This window comes from Paenirhizobium cremeum (assembly GCF_047553425.1).
Taxonomy (GTDB): domain Bacteria; phylum Pseudomonadota; class Alphaproteobacteria; order Rhizobiales; family Rhizobiaceae; genus Allorhizobium; species Allorhizobium cremeum.
Window position 1 is genome coordinate 1,173,183 of record NZ_CP180217.1, and the last position, 18,261, is coordinate 1,191,443.

General features: G+C 61.6%; 17 protein-coding genes and 1 tRNA gene. 7 read left to right on the top strand and 11 right to left on the bottom strand.

Features of this window, described 5'->3' with window-relative positions; all coding sequences use genetic code 11:
* Positions 1–2: 2 nt before the first annotated feature.
* Positions 3–572: a transglutaminase-like cysteine peptidase gene (locus tag ACLBKR_RS05795; protein WP_112827205.1), complete on the bottom strand. Its 570-nt coding sequence runs from the start codon at positions 570–572 to the stop codon at positions 3–5.
* Positions 573–950: 378 nt separating this feature from the next.
* On the opposite strand from ACLBKR_RS05795, the gene ACLBKR_RS05800 reads away from it, so the two are divergent.
* Both ACLBKR_RS05800 and ACLBKR_RS05805 read left to right on the top strand, forming a co-directional pair.
* A tRNA-Pro gene (locus tag ACLBKR_RS05800) sits at positions 951–1,027 on the top strand.
* A gap of 258 nt (positions 1,028–1,285) precedes the next feature.
* On the top strand, positions 1,286–2,308 hold the full coding sequence (locus ACLBKR_RS05805) for an alpha/beta hydrolase family esterase (protein WP_113338756.1): 1,023 nt from the start codon (positions 1,286–1,288) through the stop codon (positions 2,306–2,308).
* Positions 2,309–2,385: 77 nt separating this feature from the next.
* On the opposite strand, the gene ACLBKR_RS05810 is transcribed toward ACLBKR_RS05805, so the two are convergent.
* Genes ACLBKR_RS05810 through ACLBKR_RS05830 form a run of 5 tightly spaced genes read right to left on the bottom strand, consistent with a single transcriptional unit; the run spans position 2,386 to position 6,886 of the window.
* Entirely contained in the window at positions 2,386–2,535 is a 150-nt protein-coding gene (locus tag ACLBKR_RS05810) for a hypothetical protein (RefSeq protein WP_414900973.1), read from the bottom strand.
* A gap of 58 nt (positions 2,536–2,593) precedes the next feature.
* A complete protein-coding gene (locus tag ACLBKR_RS05815) occupies positions 2,594–2,890 on the bottom strand; it encodes a helix-turn-helix domain-containing protein (protein WP_112827203.1) in 297 nt (98 codons plus the stop codon).
* A 50-nt stretch (positions 2,891–2,940) separates the two neighbouring features.
* A complete protein-coding gene (locus ACLBKR_RS05820) occupies positions 2,941–4,083 on the bottom strand; it encodes a glycosyltransferase (RefSeq protein WP_414900975.1) in 1,143 nt (380 codons plus the stop codon).
* 2 nt (positions 4,084–4,085) lie between these two features.
* Positions 4,086–5,330, bottom strand: a complete 1,245-nt coding sequence (locus ACLBKR_RS05825) for an O-antigen ligase family protein (RefSeq protein WP_112827201.1) — start codon at positions 5,328–5,330, stop codon at positions 4,086–4,088.
* The gene (locus ACLBKR_RS05830; protein WP_112827200.1) at positions 5,327–6,886 is read right to left on the bottom strand and encodes an undecaprenyl-phosphate glucose phosphotransferase; all 1,560 of its coding nucleotides are present in this window, start codon (positions 6,884–6,886) and stop codon (positions 5,327–5,329) included. The genes ACLBKR_RS05825 and ACLBKR_RS05830 overlap by 4 nt, the downstream gene beginning before the upstream one ends.
* 221 nt (positions 6,887–7,107) lie before the next feature.
* Between ACLBKR_RS05830 and ftsH the strand changes: the two genes are divergently transcribed.
* The gene (ftsH, locus tag ACLBKR_RS05835; protein WP_113448745.1) at positions 7,108–8,934 is read left to right on the top strand and encodes an ATP-dependent zinc metalloprotease FtsH; all 1,827 of its coding nucleotides are present in this window, start codon (positions 7,108–7,110) and stop codon (positions 8,932–8,934) included.
* A gap of 10 nt (positions 8,935–8,944) precedes the next feature.
* Here ftsH and ACLBKR_RS05840 read toward each other — a convergent pair whose 3' ends face one another.
* Both ACLBKR_RS05840 and ACLBKR_RS05845 read right to left on the bottom strand, forming a co-directional pair.
* Positions 8,945–10,096: a glycosyltransferase family 4 protein gene (locus ACLBKR_RS05840; RefSeq protein ID WP_113448744.1), complete on the bottom strand. Its 1,152-nt coding sequence runs from the start codon at positions 10,094–10,096 to the stop codon at positions 8,945–8,947.
* A 3-nt stretch (positions 10,097–10,099) separates the two neighbouring features.
* Complete coding sequence (locus ACLBKR_RS05845) at positions 10,100–10,651, bottom strand: polysaccharide biosynthesis/export family protein (protein ID WP_414900978.1); 552 nt, start codon at positions 10,649–10,651, stop codon at positions 10,100–10,102.
* A gap of 213 nt (positions 10,652–10,864) precedes the next feature.
* On the opposite strand from ACLBKR_RS05845, the gene ACLBKR_RS05850 reads away from it, so the two are divergent.
* Complete coding sequence (locus tag ACLBKR_RS05850; protein WP_113448742.1) at positions 10,865–13,111, top strand: exopolysaccharide transport family protein; 2,247 nt, start codon at positions 10,865–10,867, stop codon at positions 13,109–13,111.
* A gap of 10 nt (positions 13,112–13,121) precedes the next feature.
* Here ACLBKR_RS05850 and ACLBKR_RS05855 read toward each other — a convergent pair whose 3' ends face one another.
* Positions 13,122–14,390, bottom strand: a complete 1,269-nt coding sequence (locus tag ACLBKR_RS05855; RefSeq protein ID WP_414900981.1) for a GNAT family N-acetyltransferase — start codon at positions 14,388–14,390, stop codon at positions 13,122–13,124.
* Positions 14,391–14,519: 129 nt separating this feature from the next.
* Positions 14,520–14,729, bottom strand: a complete 210-nt coding sequence (locus tag ACLBKR_RS05860) for a DUF2842 domain-containing protein (protein ID WP_112827195.1) — start codon at positions 14,727–14,729, stop codon at positions 14,520–14,522.
* Positions 14,730–14,849: 120 nt separating this feature from the next.
* Here ACLBKR_RS05860 and ACLBKR_RS05865 point away from each other — a divergent pair, with 120 nt between their 5' ends.
* The 3 genes from ACLBKR_RS05865 to ACLBKR_RS05875 all read left to right on the top strand — a co-directional run bounded on the left by ACLBKR_RS05865 (position 14,850) and on the right by ACLBKR_RS05875 (position 17,171).
* The gene (locus tag ACLBKR_RS05865) at positions 14,850–15,953 is read left to right on the top strand and encodes a COX15/CtaA family protein (RefSeq protein ID WP_113486739.1); all 1,104 of its coding nucleotides are present in this window, start codon (positions 14,850–14,852) and stop codon (positions 15,951–15,953) included.
* Positions 15,954–16,087: 134 nt separating this feature from the next.
* On the top strand, positions 16,088–16,711 hold the full coding sequence (locus tag ACLBKR_RS05870) for a TetR/AcrR family transcriptional regulator (protein ID WP_162759185.1): 624 nt from the start codon (positions 16,088–16,090) through the stop codon (positions 16,709–16,711).
* Positions 16,704–17,171, top strand: a complete 468-nt coding sequence (locus ACLBKR_RS05875) for a cupin domain-containing protein (RefSeq protein WP_162708121.1) — start codon at positions 16,704–16,706, stop codon at positions 17,169–17,171. The genes ACLBKR_RS05870 and ACLBKR_RS05875 overlap by 8 nt, the downstream gene beginning before the upstream one ends.
* Positions 17,172–17,305: 134 nt before the next feature.
* Here the strand turns inward: ACLBKR_RS05875 and ACLBKR_RS05880 are convergent, their stop codons facing one another.
* Complete coding sequence (locus ACLBKR_RS05880; protein ID WP_113486745.1) at positions 17,306–18,133, bottom strand: DODA-type extradiol aromatic ring-opening family dioxygenase; 828 nt, start codon at positions 18,131–18,133, stop codon at positions 17,306–17,308.
* Positions 18,134–18,261: the final 128 nt, after the last annotated feature.

Here is an 18,261-nt window from a genome sequence, read left to right on the forward strand (position 1 = left end):
CTTTACAGCCAACGCCACCGTTTCGGATTGTCGGCCGATTCGATCATCAGCCAGTGAAGGTCGACCTTGTTCACCGGCTTGATCTCGTCGTTTCTGTTGTCGAGAACGAGATCGGCCGTCGGCGTTTTGACGATGACGACCACATGCGCCTCTCCGTTTGGCGTGGTGGCCATTGCCAGGCGTATCGAGCGGGGAGGAAGCCCGCCATCGATCAACTTCTTCCGCTTCGTGACGGCATAGTCCTCGCAGTCCCCTGAACGGGGCGACAGACGCCAGGCATCGTTTCCCTTGTTGTCCTTACCGGGCAGGATCGCCTTGTTTACGCTCCTGTTGACCGAAACCAGCGCACGCTCCACCCGACTGTTCAATTGAGTCCGGTTCGCGCCGCCTTTCGTCCGGCATTCGCGCGGCGTCTCGACACAGAGTTTCACGAAGGCATAAGGCGCAATCGTCGGCGTTTTTTCCTCGAGAAAGGGAGCCGAGAGCCGGCCGCCGGCCTGGGTTTGGCTGGCCGGCCACGAGAAGAAGAACGCGACTGAGGCAATAAGGATGCAGACGGTCATGAGAGGCATCTCACGGCTCCATGGCTGTTTACCCGGCGGAACAGGTGGAACGCGGAGCACCACCAGCTTAGGCTAAAGCATCGACTCCAGAGAATGTCCCCCAATGATCGCAAAATTATGTCGCAGTGCAACATGGTTTTTGCGGCGCACTGGAAACTTGAGCACCGGAAAACGGGAGCAACCGGACGGACAAAACCCGGAGCCCTCCATATCCTTTCGAGAGGCAGGCTGTGTCCGGGTGCGATGTCCGATCATCTTTTATGGGGATACCGCCTTCCAACAGGCCCAATTTCCGGTGCGTTGTCCTTCTTTTTAATCCGGGCCTGCATTTTTCCGCTTGCGCTTCGGAGCCGGAAATCATAATGGGATCAGGCCTTAATGGCAGGTCGGGGCGTAGCGCAGCCCGGTAGCGCACTTGACTGGGGGTCAAGGGGTCGTGGGTTCGAATCCCGCCGCCCCGACCATTAAAATCTTGATTTCCCAGCAAAATATTCTTCAAATCCGGGACTGTCCGCCGACCGGACGCGCTGGCGCGACATTTTCGGTAAATTTTTCCCAATTTTGCCCTATCATTGCTGCGTTGCAGCATTATATGGACATTGTCCGCTGCCGGAGGAGCGCGAGCGCGTCGCACTCGATACGAGGAGTGCGCCTGTTCAAGGCTGTGGCGGGCGATCTTCATGGGAGTGAGAAGCCGAATAATTGAACGGAACCGCATTTCCATGCGTATGAAAATTCCCGTGCCGTTTTCCTATATAACGGCCCAGCAGAAGAAATGGCAAAGGCGCTTGAGCCGCGCCGCAGAGATCGTGACGCCGGTTGCTCCTCCTGTGAGATTGCCGCGTGTTCGCGGTCCTCGTCCGCACCTCACGGAAGTCACTGGCTTCGGCACCAATCCGGGGCATTTGCGGATGCTGGAATATGCGCCGCCGAAGGGATTGAGCCGGCCCGCGCTGGTGGTCGTCCTGCATGGCTGCCTGCAGACCGCCGAGGATTTCGACCGGGGCAGCAACTGGAGCATGCTGGCGCGGGATGGAGGCTTTGTCCTGCTTTATCCGGAGCAGCGTCAGTCCAATAATCCCAACCTGTGCTTCAACTGGTTCCGGCCGAGCGCGGTGGCGCGCGATCGTGGCGAGCTTATGTCGATTCGCCAGATGATCGAGAATGCCTGCGAGCGGCACGGGATCGACCGCGGGCGTATTTTCCTGCAGGGTCTCTCCGCTGGCGGGGCGATGGCGGCCGCCTTGCTCGCCACTTATCCCGATCTCTTTGCGGCCGGACAGATCGTTGCCGGTTTGCCCTTCGGTTCCGCCCGCGATGCCATGACAGCCCTGTCGGTGATGAAATCGGGCGCGAACCGGACACCGCAGGAATGGGGCGACCTCATTCGCGCCGTCACGCCGGAAGTCGCCTGGCGGCCGACGATCTCCATCTGGCACGGCACCGCAGACCGCGTGGTCTCGACAGCCAACGCACGCGCCGCTCTCAGTCAATGGCTTGATCTCTATGGCCTTCGGGACGAGGACGGCAGACCGGTTTCAATCGAGGGCCATCCTGCACGCCTCTGGACGGACAAGGCAGGCAGACCGCTCATCGAGTTCTGCATGATCGATGGCATGGAGCATGGTTTGCCGGTGCTGAAGAAGCCGCGCAAGGTGACGGGCGAGGGGGGGACGCCCTTCATGCTCGAAGGACGACTGAGCGCGCCCCTTCACATGACGCGCACCTTCATGGCGATCCCCTGAGGCAAGCCAGCGGGTCAATGCACGAGAGATGGCGTGGGCGATCGGCCCCGCCATCGGAAGACAATGAACGCGAAACCTCAGTTCTCTTCGATCGAAACGCCGCTGCGGCCGATGTTGAGTTCTATGCCCTTCGGCTTGGTCTCTTCCCGATAGACGTGGTAGCCGAGGCCCATGACGACGACGGCAAGTGCACCGATGATGAGATAAAGACCATTGTTCCGGTTCATGACTGCTCCTGTTTCCATTCGACAGGGCAATAATCCGAACTGCGGAAAATTGTTCCACTCAGTCGTCGTTGGCAGCGTTGAGGTCTTCCGGACGCACTCCGTCATCTTCCTCGTCCCGCGCGGCGAACCGGACACCGGCGCCGCCGGGAGGGCTGTCGCCGTCGGCAAGGAAGAGAATGCCGCATGCTTGCAGCGACTGCTTGAGAGCGTAAAGCGTCGCCTGATCGACATTTGCCGTTTCGCCCGCCTCCGTCTGCAGAATCAGGAAGGCGGATACCCCGCTTTTTTCCGAAAGCTGGTCGACGGTGATACCGAGAAGCGCCCTTGCGGCGCGGATTTGAGCGGGTGTGGTCATAAAATCAATATGGCGAAACCGCGCCCGAAATCAATTGGTTCGAAAGTGGATCAGGAAAGGACTTCGCGGTAGATGGCGAGCGTCTGATCGACCATCGCTCCCACGCCGAAAGCATGACGCCGGCCGTTGGCGCTGCCGGCGAACCGCGCGCGTATTTTGCCGTCGGAAAGCGTTTCCATGGCCGAGGCCAGATGCGCGGGATCATCGTCATTGGCAACAATGATGCCGTTTTCGCCGGGAATGACGACATTGCGCGCTCCGCCGACATCGGTAACGATCATCGGCAATCCGTTGGCCGCCGCCTCCAGCAGGACATAGGACATCGCCTCATAGCGGCTGGGCATCACCAGCACATCGAACGCCTGCATGGCTTCCGCGCCTGTGATTTCCGAGCTGATCGTGACACGGTCGGCAAGATTGGCGGCGTGGACCTCTTTGCGGACTGCCTGTTCCAGTTCGCCATGTCCGACCATGAAAAGTCGGGCATGTGGTACGCGCGCCGCAACTCCGGCAAAGGCCGCGATCATCCGTTCCGGTGCCTTCTGTGCGGAGAGCCGGCCGACGAAGCCGAAGACGAGCGCCTCCTCAGGAAGACCGAAACGCTTGCGGATGGCTTGGCCATCTCCGCTCGGCAGGTCTCCCACGCCGTTGACCACGACACGAAGCAGTTCGTCGGGAATGCCGAGGCCAAGCGCGTGGTCGTATTCGCTTTGCGAAACGCAGATCAGCCGGTCGGTGAAGAAGCGACCGAGAAGTGTCTCCACCTTTCCGAACAGCAGACGGCCCTTGGCGCCCAACGCCGGGTCCATCGTGCGAAAGGCGTGTGGGGTGTAGATGCGAGGCACATGCGGGCCTGGAAGCCGGATGCGGGTCAGCGCACCGGCCTTGGAACTGTGGCCATGGATGATGTCGAACGGGCCTTCCTCCCGTACGACCCGCACCAACGCCTTCCATGCGGAGGCATCTTCCGGTCCGACGGCACGCAGCATCGGGACGGCGATGACACGCTCAAGATCGAGGGCCTTGAGCTCCCGTACGAAGCGTTCCTCCGCCCGCACCGGCGAATAGACCGCGGTCACGCCATGTCCCTGCGCCTTCAACCCGGCGCAAAGGTCGATGAAATGACGGCCGGAACCTCCGCCGCTCGGTTCGAGAACCTGGAGGATTCGCAGCCGGGAATTCGTATCTTGCATGGTCATGGTCCGGCCGGGCGTCGGCTTGTCCGCTGATGACGCCATTCCAGCGCGCCGCAGCCCCAGACGATACCGAGCAGGAGGTAGAAGTGTCGCCAGTGATCGGTGTCGATGACGTTGCCGATCATCATGTGACCGATGACGACGATCCAGGAAATCATCAGGTAGGGCTGCCATGGGCGGTTACGAAGGAGGTAACGGAAGCCGATGGTGACGGTCCACGCCATCATCGAGATGTAGGAGACAAAGCCGAGCCAGCCGTAGCTGGTAAGGGATTTCAGCCAGATATTATGCTCGTCTTCCGGAAAGATCTTGCTGAACACCATCGGGCCGATGCCGAACGGCTGTTCCATGGCGTTCAGGAAGCCGATGCGGTGGCGGGCAAAACGGCCGAGATGCCCGCCGTCATATTCCTTGACCAGCGTCGTGCGGTCGAGGAACAGGTTGCGGACCTGCTCGAACTGCAGCGCTATTGTCACGGCGACAACCAGCGTCGCCACGGCTGCAAGCGACAGCAGCAGTATCTTCAACCGGAAGGCGCCGGTGCGCTCCTTGAGGAGCAGGATCAGCACGAGCGCCATGGCGGAAAACAGGAAGAGCGCCCATGCCGCGCGCGAGAAGGACAGGAAGACACCGAGCGCTATCACCAGAAGACCGGCGATCTTGAAGGGCGCTCCCGCAAGCCGCCCGGTCAAAAGGCCATGGATCAGATAGAGCGAAGGTGCGATCAGGAAGGGGCCGAAGACGTTGGGGTCCTGAAACGCGCCCATGGCGCGGTCATAGCGGGTAAAAGCCTCCGCGCCCGGAAAGGCGTGAAAATAGCCGAGGATACCGAGCAGGGCGGTAATCACGGCTGCGGCGACCCATGCGCGGAAGATCAGCCGCAGCCGCCTGTGGTCGTCCTCGATGATGGCCGCATAGAATACCGAGGTCAGCGCCAGGAAGGTGGAGACGGCGAGATACATCGGCCCATCGGCCAGATCCTTCATCACGGTCAGTGAAAGAATGCCGCCGACATTGAATACCAGCAGGAATGCCAGCAATGGAGCGACGGCCCGTGAGATCCTCAGCCCGAGCAGGAACCAGATCGCGACCTGGACCACCATGACGAGCTCGTAAGGGGCAGGTTCCGAAATGACGAAGCCGGACAGGAAGACGCCGAAGGCGACCATCGCTGAACCGATGATCGCCAGCGCCGCGCGCTGTGGCCTGAAAACGACAGGAGCCTGGACCTCGATCGTACTCAATACGCATTTTCCGTGTTCAGCAGACGGATAGGCGTCAGGAAGAGGATCTTCAGATCGAAGAGCAGCGACCAGTTCTCGATGTAGTAGAGGTCGTAGGCTGTCCGGTATTTGATCTTGTCGTCGCTGTCGATCTCGCCCCGCCAGCCGTTGATCTGCGCCCAGCCGGTGACGCCGGGCTTGACGCGGTGACGGGCGAAATAGCCGTCGACGACGTCCGCATAGACCCGGTCGTGGGTCGCAGCGGAGACGGCATGCGGGCGAGGGCCGACGAGCGAGAGGTCACCCCGCAGCACGTTGAAGAGCTGGGGCAGTTCGTCGATCGACGATTTGCGGATGAAGCGCCCGACTTTGGTCACTCGAGGGTCGCCCTTGGTCACTGCCTTGCGCGCCGAGGGATCGCTCATCTCCGTATACATCGAACGGAATTTCAGGACGTTGATGACTTCGTTGTTGAAGCCATGGCGCTTCTGCATGAAGAAGACCGGCCCCTTGGAGTTCAGCTTGATCGCGATGGCGGTGGCGATGAAGACCGGCCAGAGGAGCGAGAGCGCCACGAGGCTGAAGAAAATGTCGAAGGCGCGTTTTGCAACCGAGTCCCAGTCGCGGATCGGCTTGTCGAGGATGTCGAGCATCGGCACTGCGCCGACATGGGAGTAGGAACGCGGACGGAAGCGAAGGCTGTTGGAATGGGCCGCGAGACGGATATCCGTCGGCAGGACCCAAAGCAGCTTCAGAAGCTGCAGGATGCGCGCCTCGGCGCTGAGGGGCAGGGAGATAATCAGCATGTCGATGCGCGCGAGGCGGGCGAATTCGACGAGTTCGGCAACCGTGCCGAGCTTTGGATAGCCTGCGACCACATCGGGCGAACGGGCGGAACCGCGGTCATCGAAGATGCCGCAGATGCGGATGTCGTTTTCCGGCTGCTGCTCCAGTGCGCGGATCAGGTCCTTGGCGGGCTGACCGCCGCCGACGATGACAGCGCGGCGCTCCATGATGCCGTTGCGGCCCCATTTGCGGATCGCGAAGCCGACCAGATTGCGCTCGACGAGCAGGAAGGCAAGGCCGCAGCCATACCAGATGACCAGCCAGTCGCGGAAATCGAGGCCGTTCTTGCGGAAGAGGAAAAGCCCGAGAGCGACAAGGGTCAGCGCCACCGTCCAGCCGCCGACATATCGGCTTGCGGACCGCAGCGGCGTACGCAGCACGGAAATCTGATAGCTGTCCGCAATCTGAATCAACAGCACCGTGATGGCGGAACCGATCGCGCTCAAGCCCATAATGCTGAAGAAAAGTGCGGCCGGTTGAGCGGCTATGAAATAATGAACCCCGAGGCCGATGGCGAAGAGGCAGAGGAATTCGAGCAGCCTGAGCTGTCCGATGATGATCGTCGGTGAATAGTTGGACTCCTGAAACTGGCTGGCGATCTGCCGGGCCAGCGGATTGATCTCCGCGCTCTCCGAGGCGCCTGGCATGGCATCGCCCATGGCGGCGTTTTCAGAGATCTTCTTGCGCAGCGCGTCGACGTCGAACTGCTCGGACTTTTCCATCTGATTCATTTGAGGATCTCGCCTTGTGTGGCCGCAGCCTAGAGGAAAGGTCCTAAGAAACGTTTGATCGCGAACGGCAAAAACCACCCGTCGCCTTGGAAACTGCCATGTTTTGGCACAGTAATGAGGCTTGCGCCCTCATCCGCGATTTGACAGAAATCAACGTGGCGCCAAGCCGATCATGCGATGGAAAGTCTTGCGGCCGGTGGCTTCCAGAAAGGCATTTTCGCATGGAAAAGAAACACGTTTTCAACCTTGGTTATTTTCTCTTCGCTTTTTCGTTGCTGCTGATTTTCCAGGCATGGATCGGCTATCGCGACTACGCGCAGCTCTCCTATACCGAGATGCTGAATGCGGTGAACGAAGGCAGGGTTGCTGCCGTTACCCTGACCGAGACCACCGTGCAGGGCGAGTTCAAGGAGCCGCAGTCCGGCCGCAAGTATTTCGTGGCGAACCGTGTGGACCCGGCTTTTGCGGAGATCTTCGAGAAGGCGGGGGTCAAGATCACCGGCGCGACTGACGCCAACTGGCTGACCACCTTGCTCTCCTGGGTGCTGCCGGTGGTCGTATTCTTTGCCCTGTGGTCGTTTTTCTTCCGTGGGATTGCCGAGCGCCAGGGCATGGGCGGGTTAATCAACATCGGCAAGTCGAGAGCCAAGATCTATCTGGAGCGCAAGACCGGCGTGACCTTCGACGACGTGGCCGGCATCGACGAGGCAGAGGCCGAACTGGAAGAGATCGTTTCCTTCCTCAAGGACAAGGATCGCTATGGCCGGCTTGGCGCGCGCATCCCGAAGGGCATCCTGCTGGTCGGTCCTCCCGGAACCGGCAAGACGCTGATGGCGCGCGCGGTCGCCGGCGAGGCGGGTGTGCCCTTTTTCTCCATCTCGGGTTCGGAGTTCGTGGAGATGTTCGTCGGCGTGGGTGCTGCCCGCGTGCGCGATCTGTTCGAACAGGCCCGCGCTGCGGCGCCCTGCATCATCTTCATCGATGAGCTCGATGCGCTCGGTCGTGCGCGCAATTCGTTCGGCGGTTTCGGTGGTAATGACGAGAAGGAGCAGACACTCAACCAGTTGCTCGCCGAACTCGATGGCTTCGACCCGCGCGTCGGTATCGTCCTGTTGGCGGCGACCAACCGCCCGGAAATCCTGGACCCGGCCCTGATGCGCGCCGGTCGTTTCGACCGGCAGGTGGTGATCGATCGCCCGGACAGGAAGGGTCGCGTGGCTATCCTCAAGGTGCATATCAAGAACGTCATCATCGACCAGGATGTCGATATCGATGCGATTGCCGGACTGACGCCGGGCTTCACCGGCGCCGACCTCGCCAACCTCATCAATGAGGCAGCGATCCTTGCCACCCGTCGCAGCGCCGGCAAGGTGGCTATGGAGGATTTTGTCGCTGCGGTCGAGCGCGTGATTGCCGGCACGGAGCGGCGCAGCCGCATTCTCAATCCGGAGGAGCGCCGCCGCGTCGCCTATCACGAGATGGGCCATGCACTTGTCGCCTCAGCGTTGAAGACCGCCGATCCCGTGCAGAAGGTCTCGATCATTCCCCGCTCCATCGGGGCGCTCGGTTATACCTTGCAACGGCCGACCGAAGACCGCTTTCTGATTACTTCTGGCGAACTCAGGGAGCGGATGGTCGTCCTGCTGGCTGGTCGTGCAGCGGAAGACCTGATCTTCGGGGAGATTTCGACCGGCGCCGCCGACGACCTCGCCAAGGTGACGGATATCGCCCGGGAGATTGTGACCCGTTTCGGCATGGACGCCTCCGTCGGGCAGGCGGTCCTGGAGCCGCAGCGCAGCCAGTGGTTGGACGATGGCCAGATGCGCATGCGACCGAAGGATTATTCCGAGGCGACAGCGCGTGAGGTGGATCTTGCTGTGCGCTCCATGATCGATGCCGCCTACCAGCAGGCAAAGCATGTGCTGGAGGGGCGCCGTTCGGAACTGGAAAACGGCTCGAAGCTGCTGCTCGAAAAGGAGACATTGACGCCGGTTGATTTTCCGCCGCTGGCGCGCCGCAGCGGTGGCGTTGAGGTGCCGGCAGTTTGACCGGCATGGTTCAATTCAGGAAAGCGGCCTCGAGGCGCTCCCGGTAGAGGTCGGCAATCTGGTCGGCCATGGTGGATGCGGAAAACTTGGCTTTGAAAGCCGCCGCATCCGGCATGGTCGCGTGGCGCCAGCCGGGCGTGGTGATGGCTTTTGTCATGACGCGCGCCAGATCTTCTGCGTTGCCCGGTTCCACAAGCGCCTCGCTCTCCGGTCCGAGCGCTTCCGGTACACCACCGACCCTCGACGCGATCACGGATTTTCCGGCGGCGAGGGCTTCGAGCACGATATAGGGCATCGCTTCGGCGCGGGAGGGCACGACGACGATGTCGGACATGGCAAAGGCTTCCTTAACCGGCATGGCCGGCAGAAGGCCGATACGCCGGCCAAGCCCGCGCTGTTGCATCATGGCGTCGTATTTGTCGCGATCAGGACCGTCGCCGATGATGAGAGCGCTGAGCGGATGGCCGACGAGGCGCTCGGTGCGGGCGAAGGCGTCGATGAAGACATCCGGTCCCTTGAGATCGCGCAGCATGCCGGCATAGAGGAAATGCACGCCGTCGGAGCGCGGCGGAATGCGCACGAAATCGCGGTCGTTGATGCCATTATAGACCATCCTGTCGGCGCAGCGCGGCCGTCCGATCTTGCGGACATAGGTCTGTCGCTCATAGTCACAAACGAAGACGAGTGCGTCCGTCATGTGTTCGAGCATGCGTTCGGCGGCAAACACGCCGCGGCCCGCAATCGACCTGGGGTCGAAATGCAGGCTGCCCCCATGGGGCGAATAGAAGCGGGCAACGCGATACCTCTTGACCCGCAAGGCTGAGCCGATGATGCGTGCGACCGCGCCGCCCTTGGCGCCATGGCCGTGCAACACATTCGGCTGCAAGCTCCTTATTTCCTTGTAACTGGCGTAAAGCGCCGAGATGTCGCTGAGCCCGATCGAGCGCTGGATCGGCATGCGCGTCAGGCCGAGCGACAGATAGGGACGGATCTGCTCGAACATCCGGTCCTCGTGTTCGCTGCCGGTCGAACTGTCGCACAGGATGCCGACGTCGTGCCCGGCGCGCGCATGCTGTTCCGCAAGGTCGCGCACATGGCGGAAGATACCGCCTATGGGAGACCGGAAACAGTGCACGATGCGAAGGGGAATGGCTTGTGGCATCGATCAGAAGAGCCGTTCGCGAACGTAGATTGTGTCGCCGGCAAGAATGGGATCGGTGATCGGCACGCGGCCGGTCAGGATCTCTCCGTTGATTTTGCGGGTAACGTCGACATCGCGCTGGTTGGCCCGAGTCGAGAACCCGCCTGAAACCGCAATCGCATTGAGGACGGTCATTCCGGGAACATAGGCATACTGGCCCGGCTGACCGACTTCGCCCATGACGAAGATCGAGCGATAGCGGTCGATCTCGATCGAGACGTCGGGGTCGCGCAGGTAGCCGCCGCGAAGCTTCTGCGCGATCACGCCTTCCAGCTGGGGCAGGGTGGCGCCGCGGGCCGCCACCTGTCCGATGAGCGGAAAGGCGATATAGCCGGCCTGGTCGACGGTATAGGTATTTGTCAGGCTCGCCTGTTCGAAAACGGTGATCCTCAGTCGATCGCCGCTGTCGAGCCGGTAGGGTTGGATCGTGGCTTCATGGAAGACCTTGGGAGCCGGTTTATAGCTCGCGCAACCATTGAGCATGGCAAGAGCCAGCGCGGCGAGCAGCCAGACCATTCCTTTTACACCAGACGATGACATGCGCCGACGCGCCCCCGGTAGCGAATTCCGATGGTTCCGTTATCATTCCATTAGGGTTAACGCGAGGTAAAGAACGATATTGTCACGGGAGGCCGTAGGATAATTTCCGCCGGTCCAAGAATACTGCAGTTAACGCTTGGGTTACCATGTTCCTTTACTATCCGGCCGGATTCGTACCGGGAGTATGGCATGTCGAGCTTGGGCAACGGACAGCAGGACGTGGATATCGATCTCGCGCAGCTCTTTCGGGCCGTGTGGCACAAGCGCCTGCGTATTCTGGCAGTCACCGCGCTGGCAGGCGGCCTGGCCTTTGCCGGAGCGAACCTCATTTCGCCGAGCTATCGCGGCGAGGCGCGCATCCTCATCGAGCCCCGCCAGCCGACCTTCTCTGCGACCGAAAGGGCGGGTACGACGACCGAGCCTGTTCTCGACGAATTGAACATCGTCAGCCAGGTGCAGCTCCTGCAGTCTGTCGATCTGATCAAGCAGGTCGTGCGCGATCTGAAACTCTACGAACTGGAGGAGTTCGATCCGGACACCAATCCGTCCGTGGTCTCCCATCTCCTGGTCCTCGTCGGACTGAAGAAAAACCCGCTGGATCTCGCGCCCAAAGAGCGGGTGCTCAAGACATTCCAGGAGAAGCTTCAGGTCTATCAGGTTGAGAAATCGCGCGTCATCGGTATCGAGTTCACCTCCGAGGACCCCAAGCTCGCCGCCGCAGTGCCGAATGAGATTGCCAAGGTCTACAGCGCCATCCAGAGCGGCGCCAAGCTGGACAGCAACTCCGAAGCCGCACGCTGGCTGGAACCGGAAATCGCCAACCTGCGCGAAAAGGTGCAGGAGGCCGAAAAGAAGGTCGCCGACTATCGTGCTTCGGCGGGCCTGCTGCCGCTCAGCGAAACGTCGACCTTTTCCGCCCAGCAACTGAGCGACATTTCTGCCGAACTGGCGCGGGTCCGCGGTGAGCGGGCCAATGCCGAGGCAAAAGCGGAAGACGTGCGCGCGGCGCTGAAGGCCGGCCGTTCGACGGAAACGCTCGAGGCCGTTGCAAGCTCGGAGGCAATCCAGAGACTGAAAGGCACGGAATCGGAAATTCGCGCACAGATTTCCGATCTTTCGACCACCTTGCTGGAAGGGCATCCCCAGATGAAGGCGCTGCGCGCCCAGCTCGCCGGCATTCGCGAACAGATTGCCGCCGAATCCGCAAAGGTGGCAGCCGGACTGGAGAACGCGGCTGCCGTTTCCCGCGCCCGGGAGACGCAGCTCATCCAGCAGCTCAACACCGTCAAAGCCGAGTCGGCACGCGCCGGCGAGGACGAGGTCGGCCTGAAGGCCCTGGAACGCGAAGCCGCCGCCCAGCGCCAGTTGCTCGAAACCTATCTTGCCCGTTATCGTGAGGCGACGACCCGCATGGCCAAGGATGCGAGCCCGGCGGATGCCCGCTTGATCTCGCAGGCGGTCGAGCCGACGGAACCGAACTTCCCGAAGGTCCTGCCGATCACCGTCGTGGCGACACTCGCCGCTTTCATCCTGAGTGCGGTCGTCGTCATGCTGTCTGAACTCTTCAGCGGCCGGGCGCTGCGGCCGGTCGAAGGCGGCCTTCCTGCAATATCGCCCCATCAGGCGGAAATGGTGGGCATGGCGGCGGTCCCCTCGACGGGTGAGCCCGTTGTCCAGCCCCGGGCAGCTGCCGTCGAACGTTTGACCGAAACGCCGGTGCCGCAGCCGTCCGCAACAGGGTTTCGCGCGGATCTGCCGGCCAGCCTGCTTTCCGTTGCTCCCGACGAGGAACTGGCCGAGGAGATGGAACAGGCGCTCGATTTCGCCGAGGAAGAACCGGCGGATGAATTCTCGATCGAAGCCGTCGCCCGCTATCTGGTCGACGAACATGTGCGGATCGCACTGGCTATCTCTCCCTCCGGTGACGAAGGCTCGACCGCGACCGTGATGCTCGCCCGCGAGGTGGCGGAACGGGGCGTGAAGGTGGTGCTGATCGATATGACTGGTTCGGCATGTCCGACCTGGCTCATGGCATCTCGCCGGGATCTGCCGGGTATTACCGATCTCCTGTGCGGCACGGCTCCCTTCTTCGAAACGATCCACCCTGACCGCCTCTCGGATGCGGACATCGTGCCCCAGGGCAATGCGGATGTGCGGCAGGCCATGCGCGGAGCCGATCGTCTGTCGATGATTACCGATGCGCTGTCGGAGGCCTACGATCTGGTGCTGGTCGAATGCGGTCCGGCCGATGTCCAGGGCATCGCCCGCCTCAGCAGGAGCGGCGAGCATGAAATCATCCTGTCGGCACCCGACCCGGACATGACGGAACTCGCCCGCATCATGGAAGCCTTCGAGAAGGTCGGTTATACCGATCTCGTGCTGATGACCGGCAAGGGGACGGCTCCGGAGGGGCAGGGCAAGCGCGACGCTGCCTGACTTGCGGACCCTAATCGTCCGTGCCGGTTGCCTGGGCCGGCACGTTGTCGGCATGGGCCCGCAGTCTCTGGATGAACGAGTAAAGCTGCGGATTGCCCTTGATGACAGCCTTGGTGCGCACCACGCCACGCTGGGCGAAGGCGGCCAGATGGCCGGCCGCGCTGATCGGCAGCAATATATCGTGTTGCACCGTTTCGACCGTGCACCAGCGGCGCTTGTAATCCTGATCTCCAAGGCCGAAGTCGAAAAGGGCGGCTCCTTCCTCGCAGCTGCGTTCGATCATCAGCCAGAACAGCAGTTCGCCGGGACTTGCCTCCGGCACGAGACTTTCATCGATCGATCCGAACTGGCAGATCACATGATCGCCCTTGCGTGAAAGCCCGGCAATGGCGGCAATCCTGCCCCGATAATCGCCCTTGAGGCGAAGCGCATGCAGTTCCAGCGGTGTGTCGAGACTGCTGCCGTCGACCTCGAGCAGCATGTGAAAGAACGCTTGCGTCTCCGGCGCCTGAAAGGTGTTGGGCAAGCCAAGCGCCTTGAAACGGATGGCCTTCTGCTCGAAGAAGAGATTAAGGAGTGCATTCTTTTCCGTCAGCGATCGGGCGACGAAATGCTCGAAACCGCCGACCGCCTCGATCTTGCGCACCTGTCCGCGGAATTTCTTGCGTCGGCGCTTGGCGTTCAATTGCGCAAGCGTTTTTTGAAAATCCCCCGTCAGCGGCAGTTGGAAGGCGTGGTTCTGGTTCTCGATGGCGGGCAGGGCCGCAAACGGGCTTCTTTCGCCGCGCCATTCGAGCGGAATATTTTGCAGGTTGACGAGATCCGCCTTGCCGGCGAGCAGGGCGGTGATCGCTTCGGCCACTTGAGCGACATCGCTTGCGCCGGCTCCCGCCCGGAATTCGGCGGAGAACAGGCCGCTATTGATGTTGTTGTACCGGGCGGCGATGAACTGTGCGGTCCGCACCATGTTGGCGCGAACGATTTCGAGCGGCAGGATGAATGCTGCTTTTGCGCCGCGACGGCCCCTGATGATGGCGAGCGGATTGCGATGGGTCTTCGTCCAGGCATGGCACCAGTCATAACTCTGGTGAAGGGAGTTGAGCGGATCGACGTCGAGCGCGCGCCATTCCTTCTCCAGCGGCTCCATGCTCTCGTGCAATGTGATGTCGAGGGCGCTTGCGGCTGCCATCGTCCCGGCGTGCGAAAACTCCGCATGGTCCATGCGGCTCAGGCGGTCTATGGCCGCAAGGCTTTGAAATTCGACCGGCGATGTCTGCACAGCACTCTCCCGTCCGACGAGACTGGGGGGAGACTAGCCGAAGCGCACAGAAAAACGGTTAGCAAACCTGTGTCGCCGGAGCTTTTCCGCAGAGTGCGGTTATCGGTCGGTTAACCGCCGCGTTTGCCGTCATTTGCGGACGGGACCGGCCATCCATTTGATAATCAGCATGGCCGGCAGGATCCACAGGAGGCCGGACAGGAGGAAATAGAGGAGATGGACCCACCATGGCGAGGTGGCAAGCAGGCTGGAGGCTATCGTGGTGGCGACGAGCGCATAGACGACGACGAGGATGATGATGATGATCGTGCCAATGAATGAGCGCAACCGGGCCGGCATCGTCTGTCCTTTGTGTGTTCTTGCAGGTGGAGCCCTGAGGGATGTTCCCACCCACGGGTCTCAGGTCTTGTTTTGCATGGCCAAGTGATGCAAATCAACAGCATAAACGAGGATGGCGGAATGACTGACGCGACAAGCACCACTGAGATCCAGATACGTGAGGCGATGGAACGCGGCGGGCGAAACCGGCGTGCAATCCGCATATGGTTCGGAGTCGTGCTCGTCACGCTTTTTTGTCTCGTGCTGGTGGGGGGAGCCACACGGCTAACCGGTTCCGGCCTTTCCATCACCGAATGGAAACCCATTCATGGCGTCATCCCCCCGCTTTCGGCCGAGGAATGGCAGGAGGAATTCGCGCTCTACCAGCGTATTCCGCAGTACCAGCAGATCAACAAGGGCATGACGGTCGACGAGTTCAAGTCGATCTTCTGGTGGGAGTGGGCGCATCGCCTGCTGGCCCGCAGCATCGGTGTGATCTTCGCCTTGCCGCTTTTCTATTTCTGGCTGACGGGCAGGATCGAGCGTCGCCTCCGCTGGCCGCTGGTCGGACTGCTCGCGCTTGGCGGCTTCCAGGGCTTCATCGGCTGGTGGATGGTGTCGTCGGGGCTGACCAAGCTGACCAGCGTTTCCCAGTACCGGCTGGCGACGCACCTCGTGATTGCCTGTCTGATCTTCTCCGCCTGCATGTGGATCATGCGTGGTCTGTCGCCGCATAGCGGTGATGCTCCGCCAACACCCACGTCCCGACGCTGGGCGGCTGGCCTTGCATTTCTCGCGCTGTTTCAGATCTATCTCGGCGCTCTGGTGGCCGGCCTCGACGCCGGTCTTGCCTACAACACATGGCCGCTGATGGACGGAGCGGTTGTCCCGTCGGACCTCTTCATTCAGCAACCCTGGTGGATCAACCTGTTCGAGAATCCCAAGACAGTTCAGTATATCCACCGCCTCGGAGCCTATGCGTTGCTGGCCGTTGCGCTGTGGCACATGATCCAGTCGCTCCAGGCCGCACCGCAATCGACCCATGCCCGCCGCAGCGTCGTGCTCTTTGCCCTGATCGTTATCCAGGCGGCCATCGGCATAACCACGCTGCTCCTGCAGGTGCCGTTAGACGCGGCCCTTGCGCACCAGGGCGGCGCGCTCGTCGTCCTCGGCTTTGCCATTGCCCACTGGCGCGGGTTCTATGGCGAATACGCGCCAGAGACGGCGGTCGTCCTGCGCAACTGAGTGTTTCCATCCCATTTCCAACCTCGCCGGAAGGCGGGCGGAAAACTTCCGCCCGCCTTTTTCGTTCGCGCATTTTTTCCCGCTTGACGCTGTCTGCAATTAATGTCACTAATAATGACATGAATACATCAAGAGTGACAAAATATGAGAGCCCGTTGCGGGCGGAGCAGGCCCACGCGACCCGCGAGAAGATCCTTGCGGGCGTGCGGACGATGCTGGAGGCCGACCCCGACAATGCCCTCGGGTTCGACGAGCTGGCGGAGGTGAGCGGTGTGAACCGCCGCACCATCTTCCGGCATTTCCCGACCAAGGAGGATCTGCTGTCGGCCTTCTGGCAGAGCGCCAACGCCTCGCTCGGTGTGCGCTTCTGGCCGGAAAGCGAGCGGGATCTGGTGGAGTTGCCGCCGGACCTTTTCGCTTCGCTGGACGGCATCGAGGGCATCGTGCGCGCCTCCCATGCGAGCGGCGCCGGCCGGCAGATGCGCCTGCAGGCGAACGGCGAGCGGCAAGCCGCATTCCGCAAAAGCCTCTCGGATGTGACGGACAATCTGGACCCCGAACGGGCAAGGCAGCTCGAAGCGACGGTCCAGCTTCTTTTCAGCGCCACCGCCTGGCAGACCATGAAGGATTACTGGGGTCTGTCGGGAATGGAGGCTGGAAAAGCGGCCGCATGGGCGATCGGTGCCCTGCTCGATGCGGCGAGACGGGAAGGGCGCCTGTCGAAGGACGAACGGTTGGAGGAAGACGGGAATGAATGACAATTTTTCAGCGAAAGTGCATCCGGCCGCAAGCGCCGGAAAGATGTGGGTGATGGGCGACGAGGTGATGAAGCGCGGCAGGCTGGAAGGCACCGGCTTCAATGTCATCGACGTGGCCGTGCCGCCGGGCAGCGGTACGCCGCCGCACACCCATGCCTCACCGGAGATCTTTCGCATCCTGCAGGGCACGGTGACGATCTGGGCCCTGATCGACGGCAAGCCGACCGAGACCGAGGCCGTACCCGGCGACGTGGTGACCATTCCGGCCCATGCGCCGCACGCCTATCGCAACGCCTCGCAGGCGCCGGCGCTGATGATGTCGGTCGTCGACGACCGGATGATGGAATTTTTCGAGGCTGCTGCCAGCCACGAGCCGCCGGCCGGTCCGCCGACGCCCGAGGCGATCGGTCGCATCATGGCGCTCACCGAGACTTACGGCATCCATATTCTGGCAGCATAACTCCCGCACCGTTTCCGGCAGAAGGGCGGCGGGCGGCCATCCTTCCGGCGGAAACCATCAGGTCCATGTTCTGGACGGCTGCGCCGGAAGCGCCTTTGCCCAGATCATCGAGAGCGGATCTTGAGAGTGCGACCTTAGCCGAACCTGTAGCCGGAATAGGGCTTGCCGCGGAATTCACCACGGAAAATGTGTTGGCCGGCGTCCTGACCGGCGGCTCCGGCTACAACGAACAGGGGCACGAGGTGGTCGTGGTCCGGAACGTGGCAGGCCTGTGCGTCCGGGTTTCGTTCCCAGGTCGCAAGTGTTGCCGCCCGCTGGTCCGAGTCCTCGATCGCGACCACATCGCTTAGCCAGTCGTCGAAGCGGATGGCCTGCTGCTTGTGCTCGGGATTGTCGTGGAAGAACATCCGCATGTTGTGGTAGCTCATACCGGAACCGACGATCAGTACGCCTTCGTCCCGCAGCGGTTCCAGTGCTTTGCCTATCGCGACGTGACTCGGAACGTCGAGCGTGTTCTTGAGCGACATCATTACGACAGGCACGTCGGCATCGGGATAGGCGACCATCAGCGGGATGAAGACACCGTGGTCGTAGCCGCGCCTGTCATCCTCCGCAGCCGGAATGCCCGCGGCTTCGAGAAGCTGCTTTGCCCGGTGCGCCACATCGGGAGCGCCCGGGGCGGGGTAGGTGAGCTGGTAGGTTTCCGGCGGAAAGCCGTAATAGTCATAGAGCATCCCGGGACGGGGCGCCGAACTCAGGGTTGGCAGCGGTTCCCCCTCCCAATGTCCGGAAACCATTAGAATGGCCTTCGGGGTGCGGCCGACATCCTTCGGAAGCGACTTCAGGAAGTCTGCAAGATCGGCCCACGGCTTCTTGCCGTCCGGTCCTGCCGGAAACTGCATGAAGGGCCAGGGGCCTCCGCCATGGGGAATGAAATAGACTGGAAAACGGGTGTCGCTCATGTCGCGCCTCATCTTTTGATGAGCCGGAACATAGCAAGATCATCAAGTGCAAACGATCCGTCTATCAGGCGACGAATCGTTCACTTAGAGTGAACGACAAAGCTGCCGTTCGCCAATTCTTGCGAACG